Genomic DNA, 17025 nt, shown 5'->3' with positions numbered 1-17025 from the left:
CTGGTCGCCGGGCCGGGCCGGGCGTCAGGGGATCGGGGTCGGGAGGGGATCGGTCCAGCGGGCGCGGGCCTGTTCGTGGGAGCGGAGCAGGGCGAGGGTGGGGAGGCCCTGGTCGTGGCCGGTGGAGAGGAGCGCCGGGAGCTGGGGGAGCGGGGCGACCGCGGCGACGTCGTCGAGGACGAGGCTCATTGGTGGGTCGAGCCGACCGTCAGATGACCGTGCGGCCATGCGGCGGCCGTGCTCGACCACGTGTGCGGTGAGGGCGGTGAGGAGGGGCATGGCTCCGGGTGCCGTCCGGGGGTCCTCCACGGGTTCGCCCACCACATAAAGGCTGCCCCCTTCGGCGATGAATGATTCCAAGGTCAGCGAATCAGTTCGATTCGGTGTGCACGACTCGCGGACGTGGACCGTGGTGAGGGCGGAGAGCGCCCGGAGCGTCAGGGCGCGGGCGGCTTCGCGGCGTTCGGGGTGGGCGGTGAGCGCCGACTCCAGGAGACCGGCGTGGCTGTTGGTGGCCCTGGGGTGTATGCGGAGGATGCGTACGGGCTCGTGGGCGCTGCCGGTGTTCTGTGCCCAGCGGTGCACCTGCCGGAAGGGCCGGCCGTCGACGGCGGCGGCGTGCAGCCAGCAGCGCAGGAGGGTCTCGGCGGTGTCGGCGACCGCGGCGTCGAGGCGCGCCCGGGGGCGTACGGGGGCGAGGAGCGCGGTGGCGCGGGCCGCCGCCGTACCGGTGTCCTCGCAGCCGTCCGCGGGGGACCAGTGGAGGCGGGCCGGGGTGTCGCAGAGGTGCCCGGGGTCGTAGAGGAGGACCGGGCCCAGCTTGGCGCGGGCGTCCTTCGTCTCGGCCCACACGGTGGGGTCGGACGTGACGACGAGGACGGGACCCACCGCGTCCTGGACGGCCTGGAGAGTACTGGGGCGGCGGGTGGCGCGGTCGCCGTACAGGACGCGCGGTGCCGGCGTACGGGGCGCCGGGAACGCCGTGGCGGTGGCGGGTGGCGCGGCGGTGGCGGGTGGTGTGGCCGGTGCGGGTGCGGGTGCGGGTGTGGGTGCCGGGAGCGGGGTGGGCGTGGGTGCCGGTGCGGGTGGTGCTGCGGGTGCTTCCGCCGGGGCCTGCTCCTGGAGCGGGGCCGGGGCTTGGAGCGGGGCCGGGGTGGTGGCCCGGGGGCCGTGGCCCCGGTCGGCGCGGGCCGCCGCGCGTACCGCGCGCCAGCGGGACACCGTCCCCACGGCGAAGACGGCCAGCACGGCGAGCACCATCAACTCGCCGATCAGCAGCCCCCAGAACACGCCGTGGCCCGGCAGCTGGTCCGCGGGTGTCGCCGGCCAGGCAGCGGCCATGCCCCGCGGGTCGGTGACCAGGGAGCGCAGGGCGAGCGGCGAGCGGCCGAAGGTGACGCCCGCGGGCCAGGAGCCGTGGGCGAACAGCCCGGCGAGGCCGCTCGCCGTCCACACCATCAACGTCGAGGCGAACAGGAGCGCCAGCAGCCCCACGAGCAGCCCGTCGGGGACGCCTCCCTGGGTTCCGCGCGTCTCGGGTGGGCGGCCCACGTCACGCCACCGTCGATTCCGAGTCGTTCATGTGGCGTTCCATGAGGGCCGCGCGCTGCTCCGCCTCCCATTCGGCGGCCTTGAGGTCGTCGGGCAGGTCGTCGGGCAGGTCGTGCGGCGCGGACTCGGTCATGGCGCGGTCCGTGTAGACGAGGGGGCGTTCGGCTTCGGTGATGAGGTGTTTCACCACCTGGACGTTGCCGTTGACGTCCCAGACGGCGATGCCGGGCGTGAGGGTCGGGATGATCTCGACGGCCCAGCGCGGCAGGCCGAGGACGCGTCCGGTGGCGCGTGCCTCGTCGGCCTTCTGGGCGTAGATCGTCCTGGTGGAGGCCATCTTGAGGATGGCCGCCGCCTCGCGCGCGGCCGCGCCGTCGACGACGTCGCTGAGGTGGTGGACGACGGCGACGAAGGACAGGCCGAGCCGACGGCCGAACTTCAGCAGCCGCTGGAACAGCTGCGCCACGAACGGGCTGTTGATGATGTGCCAGGCCTCCTCGACGAGGAAGATGCGCTTCTTCCGGTCGGGGCGGATCCAGGTGTGCTCCAGCCACACGCCGACGATCGCCATGAGGATGGGCATGGCGATGGAGTTGCGGTCGATGTGCGACAGGTCGAAGACGGTGAGCGGCGCGTCGAGGTCGATGCCGACGGTCGTGGGGCCGTCGAACATGCCGCGCAGGTCGCCGTCGACGAGCCGGTCGAGGACGAGCGCGACGTCGAGGCCCCAGGCGCGTACGTCGTCTATGTCGACGTTCATGGCCTCGGCGGACTCCGGTTCGGGGTGGCGGAGCTGCTCGACGATGTCGGTCAGGACGGGCTGGCGGTCGGTGATGGTGGCGTTGACGTAGGCGTGGGCGACCTTCAGCGCGAAGCCGGACCGCTCGTCGAGTCCGTGGCCCAGGGCGACCTCGATGATGGTGCGGAGCAGGGCGAGCTGGCCGGTCGTGGTGATGGCCGGGTCGAGGGGGTTGAGGCGGATGCCGTCGTCGAGGGCGGCCCTCGGGTCGAGGCGGACGGGCGTTATCCCCAGCTGCTCCGCGATGAGGTTCCACTCGCCGACGCCGTCCTCGCCCTGGGCGTCGAGGACGACGACCTGGCGGTCGCGGAAGCGGAGCTGGCGCAGGACGTACGTCTTCTCCAGCGCCGACTTGCCGTTGCCGGACTCGCCGAGCACCAGCCAGTGCGGGGCGGGGAGCTGCTGGCCGTACAGCTGGAACGGGTCGTAGATGTACCCCTTGCCGCTGTACACCTCGCGGCCGATGATCACGCCGGAGTCGCCCAGGCCGGGCGCGGCGGTCGGCAGGTACACGGCCTGGGCCTGGCCCGTGGAGGTGCGTACGGGCAGCCGGGTGGTCTCCACCTTCCCGAAGAGGAAGGAGGTGAAGGCATCGGTGAGGACGGACAGCGGATCGCGCATCATCAGGCCCCTATCGTCCTATCGTCTCGTCCTGTGTGCCTAGCGGCGGATGCCGGTGGCGAACGGCAGCGTGTTCACGAAGGCCCGGTGGTGTTCGCGGTCGCACCACTCGAGCTTCAGGTACGACTTGCCGGCCGACGCCCGGATCGTCCGCTTGTCCCGGGCGAGGGCCTCGGGGGAGCGGGACGACACGGTGATGTACCCGACGAGGTTGACGCCGGCCGCGCCGCTGGCGAGATCTTCACCCCGCTGGTCGAGGCGGCCGTGGGCGGCGATGTCACGGGGGTCGATGGTGCGGTTCATCTTCGCGGCGCGGCTGGCCTCGGCCTCGTCGTTGGTCTTCTCGGTGAGCATGCGCTCGATGGCGATCTCGGTGGGTTCGAGATCCATCGTGACGGCGACCGTGCGGATGACGTCGGGGGTGTGGACGAGCAGCGGGGCGAGGAAGTTCACGCCGACGGGCGTCATCGGCCACTCCTTGACCCAGGCGGTGGCGTGGCACCAGGGGGCGCGGGTGGCGGACTCGCGGGTCTTGGCCCGGAGGTGGGTCGGTTCGACGGCGTCGAGCTCGGCGGGCCAGGCGTTCCGCTTCGTCATGGCCTGGATGTGGTCGATGGGGTGGTCCGGGTCGTACATGGAGTGCACGAGGGACGCCAGGCGTGACTGGCCGAGGGGCTGGCGGACGCGGATGTCGGCCTCGGCGAGGCGGGCGCAGATGTCGGTGAGCTCGCGGGCCATGACGACGGCGAGGCCGGCGTCCTTGTCGAGGCGCACGCGCCTGCCGCCGCCGGTGTGGCGGGCGGCGCGGGCGATGGCGTGGGCCTCGGCGGCCAGTTCGCGGGTGTAGTGCATGCAGGCGACGAGGTACGCGCGGTGCTGCTCGCTGGAGGTCGACACCATGGACAGCAGCTGCTCGTAGGAGTCGCGGAGCCAGCGGGGCGCGTGGGCGTCGCCGCGCTGGGCGACGTCCTTGGCGTGGGCGTCGGGGTCGGCGGGGAGGGTACGGGCGAGCATCTGGATGCGGGTGACGAAGCCGTCGCCGTTGGCGACGTGCTTGAGGAGGGTGCCGAAACGGTCCACCAGGGCTTCCTGGTCCTCGCTGTCGCGCAGTCCGACGCCGGGGCCCTCGATCTCGATGGCGGCGGTGACGGTGCGGCGGTCGGCGTGGAGGAGGACGGCGATCTCGTCGGGGCCGAAGGGGGCGGAGAGCCAGTTGATGCGGCCGATGCCGGGGGGCGGGCCGACCTCGACCTCGCGGCCGTCGAGGCGCGTACCGGCCTCCATGGCGGCGGAGCGGTACGTGGTGCCCTGGCGCAGGACGCGCTTGTAGCTGCGGTTGATCTCGTACCAGCGGTAGAAGGTCCGGCCGCGGTAGGGGACGTACACGGCGGCGAGGGCCAGCATCGGGAAGCCGGTGAGCAGCGCGATGCGCAGGGTGAGGAGGGGGACGAGGAGGCCGCACATCATGCCGAGGAACGCCCCGGCGATGATGAGGGCGATCTCGCCCGTCTCGCGGTTCTTGCCGATGATCGCGCTCGGCCGGGCGCGGCCGATGAGATACGTGCGGCGGGGCGTGATCGCGTGGGACTGGGTCGTCACCGCCCTGCACCTCCTGATCCTGCGTTGCCTGTGTTGCCGGTGCCGCTGTTGGTGGCGCGGCTGGTGTGCGGGGTGTTGGTGGCCGAGTGGGCGCTCGGGGCCGGGGTGGGGGCGCTGCGGGGCGGGGGCGCGGCGGCGGGGGCGGTTCCGCCGCCGGCCCCGCCTGTGGCCGGTGCGCCGCCGCGGCCGCCGTGGGCGGCGACGCCGCCGGACAGGGCGTTGGCCGCGGCGGGGGCGCCGCCGGCGGCGCGCTGGTGGGTGCGGCTGCTGTGGGCCTTGATGCCCTGGGAGACGAGGGCGGCGGGGGAGGAGATGACGGCCGCGGCCTGGGCGCCGTCGGTGGCCTGCTTGCGGTTGGTGCGGGCGGTGGCGATCTCGTCGCCGAAGCCGGGGACGAAGCGGTAGATCGCCGCGGACGCGAAGATGGCGAGCAGGATGATCGCGAGGCCGGAGACGACGGCGGAGAACGCGTCGGGGCCGTCGCCGGAGGAGAGCGCCCCGGCGAGGCCGAGGACGATCACGATGACCGGTTTCACCAGGATGACGGCGATCATGATGCCGGCCCAGCGGCGGACGTGGCCCCACATGTTCTTGTCGACGATCCCCGCGTACACGACGGTGCCGAGGAGCGCGCCGACGTAGAGGAGCGCGGCGCGGATGACGAGTTCCAGCCACAGGATGCCGGCGGCGAGGATCGACACGAGCGACACGACGATCAGCATGATGGGCCCGCCGCCGATGTCGTCGCCCTTCTTCAGGGCGGTGGCGAACGAGCCGAAGAACGCGTCGGTCTGGCCGCCGGTGCCGGCGGCGATCACCTCGGTGACGCCGTCCGTCGCGGAGACGACGGTGTGCAGGATCAGCGGGGTGAAGGCGGAGGCGAGGACCGTCAGCCACAGGAAGCCGACGGCTTCGGAGAGGGCCGTGCTCAGCGGTACGCCGCGGATGGCGCGCTTGGCGACGGCGAGCAGCCAGATGACGAGCGTGAGGATGGTGGAGGCGGCGAAGACCACCGCGTACTGCTGGAGGAAGCGGGTGTTGGTGAAGTCGACGGCCGCGGTGGACGCCACGGCGTCGCTGAGCTTGTCGACGGTCCAGGCGGCGGCGTCCGCGCAGCCGCGGGCGAGGGAGGAGAGCGGGTCGACGGCGTCGCCGGGTTCGAGGGGGGAGGTGCGGGCGGTGCCGCCCCCGTCCTCACTCTCGCAGAAGTCCCGGGAGGGGCCGTGGACGAGGTCGCAGGGGTTGTTGCTCCTATCGGGGCTGGGCGAGGGGGACGGGCTCGGCGTGGGGGCGGCTACAGCCCGTCCGGCCAGCAGGAACGCGGTCGTCTGCGCGGTGAGCAGAAGTGTGCCCACGGTGGCGGCGCGACGCCTGGCTTCAGCGGGCATAAGTGAATCCTCCGAACCCCGTCACGGCGTCGGCGATCTCTTCGGCACTGGAGGCGCGGGTGTCGGCACCCACGGGGGCGGGGCCGTCCTTCTGCGAGTACGTCACGGTCTTCCAGTCGCCGTCGACCCACTGGAGCTCCATCGTGATGGTGAACCAGCCGTTCGTCACCGGTTTGGTGGAGCCCTCGCCGGCCAGGCCGAGGAGCCCCGCGCACCAGACCGCCACCGTGGCGCGCTCCGAGTCAAGACCGGTGATCTTTGTGCCCATGGGGGCCGTGCGGGAGACGAAGGTGAATCCGTCGGGGACCGTGCCGTCCGGCTTGAGGCCCACGTTCTGGAAGAAGGAGGGTGAGTACGCCTGGTCCAGCGTCCGACGGAAGTGGGTCACGCGCGACGGGGCGATGACGGCGGCCAGGATCGCGTCCCGCTTGGACTTGTCGAACATCTCCGCCGATCCCAGCGCCACCGCGTAGTTGGCCGCCGCGCTCTGGGCGCCCTGTTCGTCCTGGGGGAAGCCGGACGGGATGGTGCCGTTCTTGCCGGTGACGGGCTTCACGCCGGTGGCCGCCGTGGGGGTGGCGCCCGGGGCGGTGCCCTTGGCGGTGTCGCCCTCGCCGTCACCGCCGCGGTTGGCGAAGGCGATGGCGGCGATCAGCAGGACGACCACGCCGACGACGGTGACCAGCGACCGGGACGCGCGCGGTGGGCGCCGCGCGGGGCCGCCGAAGCCGTCGTCGGTGTCCGCGTCGGGGAGGCGGGTGCGGGTCTGGCCCGTGGTGCCCCGGTTCCTGCCCCGACCGCCACCGCCGTCGTACTCGTCGCCGAAGCTCATGACGGGTACGCCTCCTCGGACGACGGCTGGTGCCGTGTGGGTGGCCGCGACGCGTGCGCGGTGTGGTGACTGGACATCAGGAGACGCATCCTCTGCGGGCCCCGGGAAGTGAAGGCGGGTCAGGCGGTCGGGAGGGTCAGACGGCCATCCCGTACACGATGGTGAAGAGGGTGCCCAGAGATCCGATGATGAAGACGCCGGTCAGGCCGGCCACGATCAGGCCCTTGCCCTGCTCGGCGCTGAAGGTGTCGCGCATGGCCGTCGCGCCGATGCGCTGCTTGGCCGCCCCCCAGATCGCGATGCCGAGGCACAGCAGGATGGCCACGGCCATCACGATCTCGATCATCACGCGGGCCTGGTTGCCCAGGCTTCCGAAGGGGCCCCAGTTCGGGGCGATTCCGCCAATGATGGTGGTGATGTCGCCCTTCTCGGCCGCCAGGTACATGTAAGTCACCGCCCCTGTTCGGTAGTTCGACGGCCCGCCCGGTGGCATGGGCCGTCAACTATCTTCGCTGATCGAACCGCCGACGTACGACGTCTTGGCGGGTCTCTTTACCCGATCACCGCACGTTTGACCGAGCCGACGCCTCTGACCTGGGCGGGTAGGGGGTCGGGCCCGTACGGAAACACGTATGGTCACTCTGTGTATCACGGGGTGTGACTCCGGGCAATGACCGTCGTTGTTCCCCTTTCGGGGCTTTCGTCCGCATATGACAACGCCGCCGCCGGACCGGGTCCGGCGGCGGCGTGCGCGCGTGAGCGCGGGATGATCGCGCGTCAGAGGTTGGACTGCCCCGTCTGGGTGAAGAGGAAGTAACCCAGTACCACGATGGCGACGGCGGTCAGTGCGATGACAGCGATCGCGGCGGCCGTTCCCCCGGAGTCTCCGAGTCGGCTCACCTTGTTCCCCATGGTGTTCTCCTGTGGTGCTGACCCCGCCCTTGGTCGTAGGCGGGGAGTGTCACGGCCGTTTGCGGCTGCATGGCACAGCGTAGCGCAGTGGTCCAGACCACTTGGCGGGGGTTGGGTGGAGGTCCCGTGGGTGCGGTGAGGGGGTCGGGCGGAGGGGCGCGGTGTCCGACCGGACCCGCCGGGCGCCTCCTGTCGTCTTCTCGCCATGGGTGCCGCTGTGACGTTCGGCGCTGCCGGGGTTCCGCGGGTCTTTGCAGGTCACGGCAGGTAGCGGCCGGTCACGGTGGGTCGCGCCAGCTGCAGGTCGTGGCCGTGCGGCAGGCGGGATCGGGGTGGCGGAGGCGGGCGCGCCACCGGCCGGCCGGTGGGGGTCGGGCCGCCGCCCCGCCGGCCGTGGCGGCATCGTGGCGGGGTCCGTCCGGGGCTTCCGTGCGCACTCCGCGTTGGCCTGATGTTCATTCGCACACGTTCCGTACGCGTCCGTACCCGCCGTGCCACGGCGGGTACGGGGCGTCGGCGGGCCGGGCGCGCGACCGGTGTGCGCCGGGGCGTCCGGTGGTGTTGTCCACAGGCCGGGCGGGCCACCTCCTGAAGCGGGAGCGCGCCGCCTAGACTGACGCGACGGGCCTTATGCGGAGGGTGGTTGACGGTGCGTAAGGGGTGGCTGGTCGGCGGGATCGTCGTCGGCGCGTGCACGAGCTTCGTCGCGCTGCTCGTCGTCGGGACGTACGTGGCCGCCGCCGGACTGGTCGGCGGGGGCGGTGGACTGCGCGGTGTCGTGGGACTGGCCAAGGGCGCGGTGCCGGCCGCCTACCAGTCGTTGGTGCAGCGGTGGGGGAACCTCTGCCCCGCCATCAACCCCGCCCTCCTCGCCGCGCAGCTCTACCAGGAGAGCGGGTGGAACCCCAAGGCCGTCAGCCACGCCGACGCGCGCGGCATCGCCCAGTTCATCCCCGGCACGTGGGCCAGTCACGGCATCGACGGCGACAAGGACGGCGACCGGGACATCTGGGACCCGGCCGACGCCATCCCCTCCGCCGCCTCGTACGACTGCGAACTCGCCTCGTACGTGAAGAACGTGCCCGGGGACCCCACGAACAACATGCTCGCCGCCTACAACGCGGGCGCCTACCGCGTCATAAAGTCCGGCGGAGTGCCCGCGATCAGCGAGACGCAGAACTACGTCAAGATCATCCGGTCCCTGGAGAAGAGCTTCGCCCGGCCCGTAGGCCCGGTCGAGCCGTCCCGGCAGGCCGCCGGGGCCATCTACTTCGCGCAGAAGCAGCTCGGCAAGCCCTACCTGTGGGGTGGCAACGGCACCCCCGAGCACGGCGGCCGGTTCGACTGCTCCGGACTCACGCAGGCGGCGTACCGGACGGTCGACATCGAGCTGCCGCGCGTCGCCAACGACCAGTACAACGCCGGGCCGCACCCCTCGCGGGAGGAACTGCTCCCCGGCGACCTGGTGTTCTTCTCGGACGACCTGCGGGACTCCCGGGCCATCCGGCACGTCGGGATCTACGTCGGCGGCGGGTACATGATCAACGCCCCGTTCACCGGCGCCGTGATCCGCTTCGACAAGATCGACACACCGGACTACTTCGGTGCCACGCGCGTGACCCGGGACGGCGCGCAGGCGTTGCCACAGAGGGCTTCTGACGCCTGATCGGACCGGGGCGGCGGAGGCGCCCCCATCACTCTTCGGTAACGTCGTCGTGATCGTTCCGTGGAGAGTGGAACGTACCCCTCACGCAGGTCGTTCCCTGGACTGACCGCACCCGCAACGCAGGACAAGGCAAGGGGCCGCAGCGCATGGCCGGACTCGCATCGGATGGCTCGAACCCCGATGTCAGCCTGCTCTACGACATCAACGGACTGGCGAAGGCAGCCCCGACCTGGTTCGACCGCGTCATGGAGTTCGTCGGCGAGTACGGCATCATGCTGGCCCTCGTCCTCGTGGCGCTGTGGTGCTGGTGGAGCGTCCGCCGGCGTGGCACGCCGGAGGACTCCGCGGCCGCCGTCGCCGGGCTGATCTGGGCGCCGCTCGCCGCGGGCATCGCCCTCCTGGTCAACGTGCCGATCCGCGGGTTCGTCGAACGGCCCCGGCCGTTCCTCGACCACGAGGGCCTGGAGGTCCTCGTCGCGGGCAAGACGGACTACTCCTTCGTCAGCGACCACTCGACCATGGCCATGGCCATCGGCGTCGGCCTCTTCGTCGCCCACAAGCGCTTCGGCCTCGCCGGCATCGGACTCGCCCTCGCCGAGGGCTTCTGCCGCGTCTACATGGGCGTGCACTACCCCACCGACGTCATCGGCGGCCTCGCCCTCGGCACGGCCGTGGCGCTGCTCCTCGCGCCCGTCGCCCTCGCGCTGCTGACGCCGCTCACCTCGGCCCTCGCCCGCTCCCCGCGCGCCGGCCGGCTCGTCCGCTCCCGGCGGGCGCCGCGCGGCGCCCGCCACCAGACCGTCGACCTGCCCGATCCCCGCGCCGAGGCCACCGGCGCCGGGCAGAGCGACCTCGCGGCCTGACGGCCGGGCACGGGCTGCCCCGGCCGGGCACGGGCTGCCCCGGCCGGGCACGGGCTGCCCCGGCCGGGCACGGGCTGCCCCGGCCGGACACGGGTTGCCCGGGCCTGACCGGGCAGCCCCTGCCTGGCACGGGCTGCCCGAGCCTGACCCCGGCTGCCCCCGGTGCCAGGACCGCTCCGAACCGGCGCACGGGTCCCGGTCCGGTCCGGGCCCGTCCTGCCCCCCGAGCCGCACGCCCCCTACAGCGTCTGCGCGTGGTCGAACAGTCCCGTCGGGTCGTACCGTCGCCGCAGTGCGGTCAGGCGGGGCGCCGCGTCGCCGTAGTAGGCCCGGCGCCAGCCCCCCAGGGCCGGGTCCGGGTAGTTCTGGTACGCCGCCCCCGACGCGTACGGCCGCATCGCCGCGTGGGTGCCCCGCAGCCAGCGCCGCTGCGCCGTCCCCGGCGTCCCGGGCCGCCACGACGCCACGTACTGGGCGAGCACCCGCGAGCGGCGGTGCACGAACGCCGTCGCCGACGGGGCCACGCGGTTCACCGCGCCCCCCAGCGCCGTCAGCGCCAGCGTGCCGCCGCCCCCGCCCTGCTCCACCGTGATTCCGGTGAACGCCTCCGCGGCCGCCGCGAGCGCGGCCCCGGCGGCCTCCGGCAGGGGGCCGTCGAAGAAGTCCGAGGCGGCCGCGTACGTCTCGCGCCCCAGCGCCCCGCGCGGGTCGCGGCCCGGCAGCGGACCGGGCAGCCGGCACTGCTCGTCCGACAGCCCCGCGCACCCGCCGAAGACCAGCATCGCCTCCAGGTACCCCCGCTCGCGCAGGGACACCGACGGGTCCGGCGCCCCCACCCGGTCGGCGAGCCGGTCCACGGCGTCCTCCAGGTCCCCCCGGCCCCCCAGGCTCAGCGCCGTCACCGACACCCCCGGCACCCCGCCGCCCGCGCCCGCCGACAGGTGCAGCGTCGACCACACCTCGTCCGGCTGGTCCGGGCCCCACGCCTGCCACGCCGCCAACACCCGCCGCGCCCTCCGCCAGGGCCAGTTCAGGTACGCGGCCACCGTCGGACGCGCCGGGTGCGTACGGAAGCGCAGCTCCGTCACCACCCCGAAGCCCGCGTGGCCGCCGCCCCGCAGCGCCCACAGGAGCTCCGCGTCGTCCTCGGCGGACGCCGTGACGGTGCGGCCGTCCGCCGTCACCAGGGTGGCCGCCGACAGGCTGTCGCACGTCAGGCCGTACGCGCGCGACACCACTCCGTGCCCGCCGCCCAGCGCCAGACCCGCCACCCCCACCGTCGGGCAGGACCCGGCGGGGATCGTGCGGCCCCGCCCGGCCAACGCCCGGTAGACGGGGGCGAGGCGCGCGCCCGCCCCCACCACGGCGGCGTCCCCGCCCGCCGCCGACACGGCCGCCAGCCGCGAGACGTCCACCACCAGGCGGTCGTCGCCGCTGGACCAGCCCCCGTAGGAGTGGCCGCCGCCGCGCACCGCGACCCGCACGCCGTGGCGGCGGGCGAACGCCAGGCACTCCCGCACGTCGTCCTCGCCCGCCACGTACGCGACGGCCGCCGGACGCAGCGCGTCGAAGCGGGTGTTGAACGACTGGCGGGCCGTCGCGTACGCCTCGTCGCCCGGCAGGACGAGCAGCCCGTCCAGGCCGCGGGCCAACGCCGGCCAGGAGGGGCGTCCGCCGTTCGCGGACGGTCCGGGCGAGCCGCCCGGCGACCGCGAGGGCGTGGGGGCCGAGCCCGTGGGGGAGGCGGTGGGGGAGGTCGGGGGCGGGCCGGTGGTGTCGCAGGCCGCGGCCGTCGCGGCCAGCGCCGTGGTCAGTCCCGTGGTCAGCAGCGCGCGCCGGTCCATGGCGTCACTGTCGCACGCCGCACCCCTCCTCCGACACGTGCGTCACGGCGTCCGTACGGGCCCGCTCACGGGAGCGGCGGGCGGGGCCCGACCAGCCGCAGGAACAGCGGGCCAGGGCGAAGGCGCCCCGTTCGGTCGTGGTGGTCGTGTGGTGCGGTTCGCCGCCGGGGCCCTGGGGCGGCGGCGGCGCGTCATGCGGGAGCACACGGCAACGGTACCGGGGAGCGGGGATGCGTGACGGGCCGTGTGAACGGTCGTTAGGGGAGTGGGGTTTTCCCTCGTCTCAGTGCTCCGGGGAGGGGGTGGGGCCCGGGCAGTCGGCGGCACGGCGTTGGAGTGGGCAGGCGATGGTGGTGCGGAAGCTCAGGCGGGCGGGCGGCGCGGACGCCGCGCCCGTCACCGCGGCCGTGGTGGCGGCGGCGGTGGCGGTCACGGGACTCGGCGGGTGCACGGGCGCGGTCGACGCCAGGCCCCCCGCCGGAGCGGTCGTCACCGCCGGCGGGCCGGTCGGCGACGCCGGCGGCCGGGGCGGAGACGGCGCCGGGCGGGGCCGGGGCGCGGAGGCGCTGCGCGCGGCGGCGGACGCGCTGGCCCGGGCCGGTACGTCGAAGGCCAGGACGTCCATGGAGATGACGACCGGTGGCACCCGGCTGACCGTCCACGGCGAGGGCGGCTACGACTTCCGGGCCCGGCGGGGACGCGTCCAGGTGCTGCTCCCCGAGGACGGCGGCCGCCCCCAGCGGCGCATCACGCAGGTGTTCACGCCCGGCGCGCTCTACATGAAGAACCGCGGCGCGGGCGTCCCCGCCGACAAGTGGGTCCGGGTCGACACCGCGACCCTCGCCGACGGCAACCTCGTCACGGGCGGTGCCACCGACCCCGCGGCCGCCGCCGAACTGCTCCGCGCCGCGCGGCGGGTGGCGTTCGTCGGTTCGGCGCGCCTCGGCGGGGTGCGCGTCGCCCACTACCGCGGCACCACCGACATCGCCGCCGCCGCGAAGACCGCGTCACCGCAGGTGCGCGGGGCGCTGGCGGCCGCGGCGAAGGGCTTCGCCACGGACGCGGTGGCGTTCGACGCGTACCTGGACGACGAGGGGCGGCTGCGGAAGGTCCGTCACCGGTTCCGCGTCACCAACGGGGGACGGGAGGTCGGTGTCGCGTCGACGACCGAGCTGTACGACTTCGGGACGCCCGTCGGCGTGGAGCTCCCGCCCCGGCGCGACATCTACGCCGGCCGGATCGAGGGCTGAGCCCCCGCGGCCAGGCCCGCCCGGCCCCGCCCCGTCCGGGCCCGCCCAGCCCTGGCCCGGACCGGCGCGACGACGTGGGAAGCGGCGTCCGGACTGCGGGCGGGGGCCCGACGGACCATTCGGATGGTTCCCAGAATGGTCCGGACGTGTCATGCGCGGTGCGTGTTCCGCTCCCTACGCTAGGAAGCCGACACCGGCTGGAAGAGGTGAACGCGCGTGGCGCCGATCAGCATGACGGCCGTCCAGGACCATGTGGCGCTCGCCGAGATCGAGCTCTGCGGAGAACTGATGATCGCGGCGTCCGCCACCGAGGCGGAGCGGCTCAGCGCCGACCGGATCGACGAGGTTCTGAAGGTCTCGACGGGCACCCGGCCTCCGGGCGGCACCCCTGCCGGCCCGCGCCTCACCCCGTGATCGCCGTCCCCTCGTGACCGCGGTCCGCCCCTCGTGACCACGGGTAGCTTCCCCGTGACCGCGGTCCCTGCCCCGACGCCACCGCTCCCCGTGAGCACGCCGGCCCCTCGTGCGCGCCACCGCTCCCCGAGCGATCGGTTTCGGACAGCCTGTGGACTCAGGTGCGCATCATCCTGGCGATCGCCTTCGTCGCCTCCTCGACCTTCGCGTCGATCTCGTCACCGCCCTTGACCGCCGCGGCGGCCACGCAGTGACGCAGGTGCTCCTCCAGCAACTGGAGCGCGAAGGACTGCAGCGCCTTCGTCGACGCCGAGACCTGGGTGAGCACGTCGATGCAGTAGACGTCCTCGTCGACCATCCGCTGCAGGCCCCTGATCTGGCCTTCGATGCGGCGCAGCCGCTTCAGGTGCTCGTCCTTCTGCTTGTGGTACCCGTGCACCGCGTGAGCGTGGTCACTGCCGACCCGTTCGGGGTCCGTGACCGGAGGGCCGGCCGGCTCGGTGGTCGTCATGGGGTCCTCCCGTCGTCCACGCGAGGGGGTATACCCCTCGCGGGTATATGGTACCGATCCGAACGCGATTGCGCGGGGCCGGTTCAGTTCTCCGCGCCCGATGGGCGACACTGAGGAACGCCGGTTCGCCGTGGCCGGATGATGCGCCTAGCATCAGCCTGACCGACATCCATGCACCGAAGGACCCCACGTGCGCTTTCGTCTGACCCCCAGGGAGACGAGCTTCTACGACATGTTCTCCGCGTCGGCGGACAACATCGTCACCGGCTCGAAGCTCCTGATGGAACTGCTGGGAGCGGAGGCGTCCGCGCGGGCCGACATCGCGGAGCGGATGCGGGCGGCCGAGCACGCCGGTGACGACGCGACGCACGCGATCTTCCACCAGCTGAACTCCTCCTTCATCACCCCGTTCGACCGCGAGGACATCTACGCCCTGGCCTCGTCGCTCGACGACATCATGGACTTCATGGAGGAGGCCGTCGACCTCGTCGTCCTCTACAACGTGGAGGAGCTGCCGAAGGGCGTCGAGCAGCAGATCGAGGTACTGGCCCGGGCCGCCGAGCTCACCGCCGAGGCGATGCCGCACCTGCGGACGATGACCAAGCTCACCGAGTACTGGATCGAGGTCAACCGGCTGGAGAACCAGGCCGACCAGATCCACCGCAAGCTGCTCGCCCATCTCTTCAGCGGCAAGTACGACGCCATCGAGGTGCTGAAGCTGAAGCAGATCGTGGACGTGCTGGAAGAGGCGGCCGACGCCTTCGAGCACGTGGCCAACACGGTGGAGACCATCGCCGTCAAGGAGTCCTGAGCCTCCGTGGACACCTTCGCTCTGGTCGTGACCATCGGGGTCGCGCTCTTCTTCACGTACACCAACGGCTTCCACGACTCCGCGAACGCCATCGCCACCTCCGTGTCGACGCGGGCGCTCACGCCGCGCGCCGCGCTGGCGATGGCCGCGGTCATGAACCTCGCCGGCGCCTTCATGGGCAGCGGCGTCGCCAAGACCGTCAGCGAGGGGCTGATCGCCACGCCCACCGGCGACAAGGGGATGGGCATCCTCTTCGCCGCGCTGGTCGGCGCGATCGTGTGGAACCTTGTCACCTGGTACTTCGGGCTGCCCTCGTCGTCGTCGCACGCGCTCTTCGGTGGCATGGTCGGTGCCGCGCTGGCCGGCGGTACCGAGGTCATCTGGGGCGGCGTGCTCCAGAAGATCGTCATCCCGATGTTCATCTCGCCGTTCGTCGGCCTCATCCTGGGCTACCTGGTGATGGCCGGCATCATGTGGATCTTCCGGAACGCCGGGCCGCACAAGACCAAGCGCGGCTTCCGCATAGCGCAGACGGTCTCGGCGGCCGGCATGGCGCTCGGCCACGGTCTGCAGGACGCCCAGAAGACGATGGGCATCGTGGTGATGGCGCTGGTCATCGCCGACGTCGAGCAGTCCGGCGACCCGATCCCGTTCTGGGTGAAGGTCGCCAGCGCGGTGATGCTGTCGCTCGGCACCTACGCGGGTGGCTGGCGGATCATGCGGACCCTCGGGCGCCGGATCATCGAGCTGGACCCGCCGCAGGGCTTCGCGGCGGAGACCACCGCGGCGTCCGTCATGTACTCGGCGTCGTTCATCTTCCACGCGCCGATCTCCACGACCCACGTGATCACCTCGGCGATCATGGGTGTGGGTGCCACCAAGCGCGTCAACGCCGTGCGGTGGGGCGTCGCGAAGAACATCATCCTCGGCTGGTTCATCACCATGCCGGCGGCGGCGGCCGTCGCCGCGGTGAGCTTCTTCGCCGTCCGGCTGTTCTTCGGCTGACGGCGGGGGCCGGCCCCGCCCCGCGCGGCGTTCGGCCGGAGGAAGTGAACGGGCCCGCCCCTGGGAGAGGGGGCGGGCCCTTCGTCTCGCGGTGGCACCGCCATGCAGCACCGCAGGACGTGTGTGGGGGGTGGCTCAGCCGAAGCGGCCGGAGATGTAGTCCTCCGTGGCCTGCACCGACGGGTTGGAGAAGATGCGCTCCGTCTCGTCGAGCTCGATCAGCTTGCCGGGCTGGCCGACCGCGGCCAGGTTGAAGAAGGCCGTACGGTCCGAGACGCGGGCGGCCTGCTGCATGTTGTGCGTCACGATGACGATCGTGAACTGTTCCTTCAGCTCGCCGATCAGGTCCTCGATGGCGAGCGTCGAGATCGGGTCCAGGGCGGAGCAGGGCTCGTCCATCAGCAGGACGTCCGGCTGGACCGCGATGGCGCGGGCGATGCACAGGCGCTGCTGCTGGCCGCCGGAGAGGCCCGAGCCGGGCTTGTTCAGCCGGTCCTTGACCTCGTTCCAGAGGTTCGCGCCCCTCAGGGAGCGCTCGACGACGTCGCTCAGCTCGGACTTGCGGTAGCTGCCGTTCAGGCGCAGGCCCGCCGCCACGTTGTCGTAGATCGACATGGTGGGGAAGGGGTTGGGGCGCTGGAAGACCATGCCGACCGTGCGGCGCACGGCGACCGGGTCGACGTCCTTGCCGTAGAGGTTCTGGTCGTCGAGCATCACCTTGCCCTCGACGCGGCCGCCGGGGGTGACCTCGTGCATCCGGTTCAGGGTGCGCAGGAAGGTGGACTTGCCGCAGCCGGACGGGCCGATGAAGGCCGTGACGGAGCGGGGCTCGACGGTCATCGAGATGTCGTCGATCGCCTTGTGGTTGCCGTAGTAAGCGGAGAGGCCGCTGACGTCGATTCGCTTGGCCATCTGAATCACTTCCCAGTTTGCGCCGCCCGGCGGGGCCGGGCGGTGGA

At 72.8% G+C, this 17025-nt stretch carries 17 protein-coding genes; 6 read left to right on the top strand and 11 right to left on the bottom strand.

All coding sequences use genetic code 11. The annotated features are described in order from the left end of the window. Positions 1–24: 24 nt before the first annotated feature. The 7 genes from NRO40_RS13940 to NRO40_RS13910 all read right to left on the bottom strand — a co-directional run bounded on the left by NRO40_RS13940 (position 25) and on the right by NRO40_RS13910 (position 7702). Positions 25–1551, bottom strand: a complete 1527-nt coding sequence (locus NRO40_RS13940; RefSeq protein ID WP_058943039.1) for a P-loop NTPase family protein — start codon at positions 1549–1551, stop codon at positions 25–27. A gap of 1 nt (position 1552) precedes the next feature. Then, positions 1553–2971, bottom strand: coding sequence for an ATP-binding protein (locus tag NRO40_RS13935; RefSeq protein ID WP_058943052.1), 1419 nt, complete (start codon positions 2969–2971; stop codon positions 1553–1555). Positions 2972–3010: 39 nt separating this feature from the next. Continuing rightward, entirely contained in the window at positions 3011–4570 is a 1560-nt protein-coding gene (locus tag NRO40_RS13930) for an SCO6880 family protein (RefSeq protein WP_058943038.1), read from the bottom strand. Next, complete coding sequence (locus NRO40_RS13925) at positions 4567–5958, bottom strand: hypothetical protein (RefSeq protein WP_232791122.1); 1392 nt, start codon at positions 5956–5958, stop codon at positions 4567–4569. Before NRO40_RS13925 ends, NRO40_RS13930 begins: the two co-directional genes overlap by 4 nt. Next, on the bottom strand, positions 5948–6790 hold the full coding sequence (locus NRO40_RS13920) for a hypothetical protein (protein WP_058943037.1): 843 nt from the start codon (positions 6788–6790) through the stop codon (positions 5948–5950). Before NRO40_RS13920 ends, NRO40_RS13925 begins: the two co-directional genes overlap by 11 nt. A gap of 136 nt (positions 6791–6926) precedes the next feature. Then, positions 6927–7235, bottom strand: a complete 309-nt coding sequence (locus NRO40_RS13915) for a hypothetical protein (protein ID WP_023587500.1) — start codon at positions 7233–7235, stop codon at positions 6927–6929. Between the two features lie 332 nt (positions 7236–7567). Beyond that, positions 7568–7702, bottom strand: coding sequence for a hypothetical protein (locus tag NRO40_RS13910; protein WP_257375418.1), 135 nt, complete (start codon positions 7700–7702; stop codon positions 7568–7570). A gap of 649 nt (positions 7703–8351) precedes the next feature. On the opposite strand from NRO40_RS13910, the gene NRO40_RS13905 reads away from it, so the two are divergent. After that, positions 8352–9368, top strand: coding sequence for a C40 family peptidase (locus NRO40_RS13905; RefSeq protein ID WP_058943036.1), 1017 nt, complete (start codon positions 8352–8354; stop codon positions 9366–9368). 146 nt (positions 9369–9514) lie between these two features. Then, positions 9515–10231: a phosphatase PAP2 family protein gene (locus tag NRO40_RS13900; protein WP_058943035.1), complete on the top strand. Its 717-nt coding sequence runs from the start codon at positions 9515–9517 to the stop codon at positions 10229–10231. 239 nt (positions 10232–10470) lie between these two features. On the opposite strand, the gene NRO40_RS13895 is transcribed toward NRO40_RS13900, so the two are convergent. Then, positions 10471–12075 carry an FAD-dependent oxidoreductase gene (locus NRO40_RS13895; protein WP_058943034.1) on the bottom strand — a complete coding sequence of 535 codons (1605 nt, stop codon included), beginning with the start codon at positions 12073–12075 and terminating at the stop codon, positions 10471–10473. Between the two features lie 4 nt (positions 12076–12079). Beyond that, the gene (locus NRO40_RS13890; RefSeq protein WP_058943033.1) at positions 12080–12280 is read right to left on the bottom strand and encodes a hypothetical protein; all 201 of its coding nucleotides are present in this window, start codon (positions 12278–12280) and stop codon (positions 12080–12082) included. A 142-nt stretch (positions 12281–12422) separates the two neighbouring features. On the opposite strand from NRO40_RS13890, the gene NRO40_RS13885 reads away from it, so the two are divergent. Next, the gene (locus NRO40_RS13885) at positions 12423–13325 is read left to right on the top strand and encodes a hypothetical protein (protein WP_058943032.1); all 903 of its coding nucleotides are present in this window, start codon (positions 12423–12425) and stop codon (positions 13323–13325) included. A gap of 231 nt (positions 13326–13556) precedes the next feature. Beyond that, positions 13557–13739 carry a hypothetical protein gene (locus NRO40_RS13880; RefSeq protein ID WP_058943050.1) on the top strand — a complete coding sequence of 61 codons (183 nt, stop codon included), beginning with the start codon at positions 13557–13559 and terminating at the stop codon, positions 13737–13739. A 157-nt stretch (positions 13740–13896) separates the two neighbouring features. Here NRO40_RS13880 and NRO40_RS13875 read toward each other — a convergent pair whose 3' ends face one another. Then, positions 13897–14250 (bottom strand): metal-sensitive transcriptional regulator, encoded by a 354-nt coding sequence (locus NRO40_RS13875; protein ID WP_058943031.1) that lies wholly within the window; start codon positions 14248–14250, stop codon positions 13897–13899. Positions 14251–14440: 190 nt separating this feature from the next. Between NRO40_RS13875 and NRO40_RS13870 the strand changes: the two genes are divergently transcribed. Next, complete coding sequence (locus tag NRO40_RS13870; RefSeq protein ID WP_058943030.1) at positions 14441–15061, top strand: DUF47 domain-containing protein; 621 nt, start codon at positions 14441–14443, stop codon at positions 15059–15061. 6 nt (positions 15062–15067) lie between these two features. Next, positions 15068–16066 carry an inorganic phosphate transporter gene (locus tag NRO40_RS13865; RefSeq protein WP_058943029.1) on the top strand — a complete coding sequence of 333 codons (999 nt, stop codon included), beginning with the start codon at positions 15068–15070 and terminating at the stop codon, positions 16064–16066. A gap of 135 nt (positions 16067–16201) precedes the next feature. On the opposite strand, the gene pstB is transcribed toward NRO40_RS13865, so the two are convergent. Beyond that, the gene (gene pstB, locus NRO40_RS13860) at positions 16202–16978 is read right to left on the bottom strand and encodes a phosphate ABC transporter ATP-binding protein PstB (RefSeq protein WP_058943028.1); all 777 of its coding nucleotides are present in this window, start codon (positions 16976–16978) and stop codon (positions 16202–16204) included. Positions 16979–17025 lie beyond the last annotated feature (47 nt).

The sequence above is a fragment of the Streptomyces changanensis genome (assembly GCF_024600715.1).
GTDB classification, from domain to species: Bacteria; Actinomycetota; Actinomycetes; order Streptomycetales; family Streptomycetaceae; genus Streptomyces; species Streptomyces changanensis.
This window is presented reverse-complemented; position numbering and strand designations above follow the sequence as displayed.

What these genes read in the sequence shown, in the direction of transcription:
- NRO40_RS13885 (WP_058943032.1), top strand. Translation starts at nt 12,423, where the DNA reads ATGGTGGTGCGGAAGCTCAGGCGGGCGGGCGGCGCGGACGCCGCGCCC.
- NRO40_RS13895 (WP_058943034.1), bottom strand. Translation starts at nt 12,075, where the DNA reads ATGGACCGGCGCGCGCTGCTGACCACGGGACTGACCACGGCGCTGGCC.
- NRO40_RS13935 (WP_058943052.1), bottom strand. Translation starts at nt 2,971, where the DNA reads ATGCGCGATCCGCTGTCCGTCCTCACCGATGCCTTCACCTCCTTCCTC.
- pstB (WP_058943028.1), bottom strand. Translation starts at nt 16,978, where the DNA reads ATGGCCAAGCGAATCGACGTCAGCGGCCTCTCCGCTTACTACGGCAAC.
- NRO40_RS13880 (WP_058943050.1), top strand. Translation starts at nt 13,557, where the DNA reads ATGACGGCCGTCCAGGACCATGTGGCGCTCGCCGAGATCGAGCTCTGC.
- NRO40_RS13920 (WP_058943037.1), bottom strand. Translation starts at nt 6,790, where the DNA reads ATGAGCTTCGGCGACGAGTACGACGGCGGTGGCGGTCGGGGCAGGAAC.
- NRO40_RS13875 (WP_058943031.1), bottom strand. Translation starts at nt 14,250, where the DNA reads ATGACGACCACCGAGCCGGCCGGCCCTCCGGTCACGGACCCCGAACGG.
- NRO40_RS13910 (WP_257375418.1), bottom strand. Translation starts at nt 7,702, where the DNA reads ATGGGGAACAAGGTGAGCCGACTCGGAGACTCCGGGGGAACGGCCGCC.
- NRO40_RS13915 (WP_023587500.1), bottom strand. Translation starts at nt 7,235, where the DNA reads ATGTACCTGGCGGCCGAGAAGGGCGACATCACCACCATCATTGGCGGA.
- NRO40_RS13925 (WP_232791122.1), bottom strand. Translation starts at nt 5,958, where the DNA reads ATGCCCGCTGAAGCCAGGCGTCGCGCCGCCACCGTGGGCACACTTCTG.
- NRO40_RS13900 (WP_058943035.1), top strand. Translation starts at nt 9,515, where the DNA reads ATGGCCGGACTCGCATCGGATGGCTCGAACCCCGATGTCAGCCTGCTC.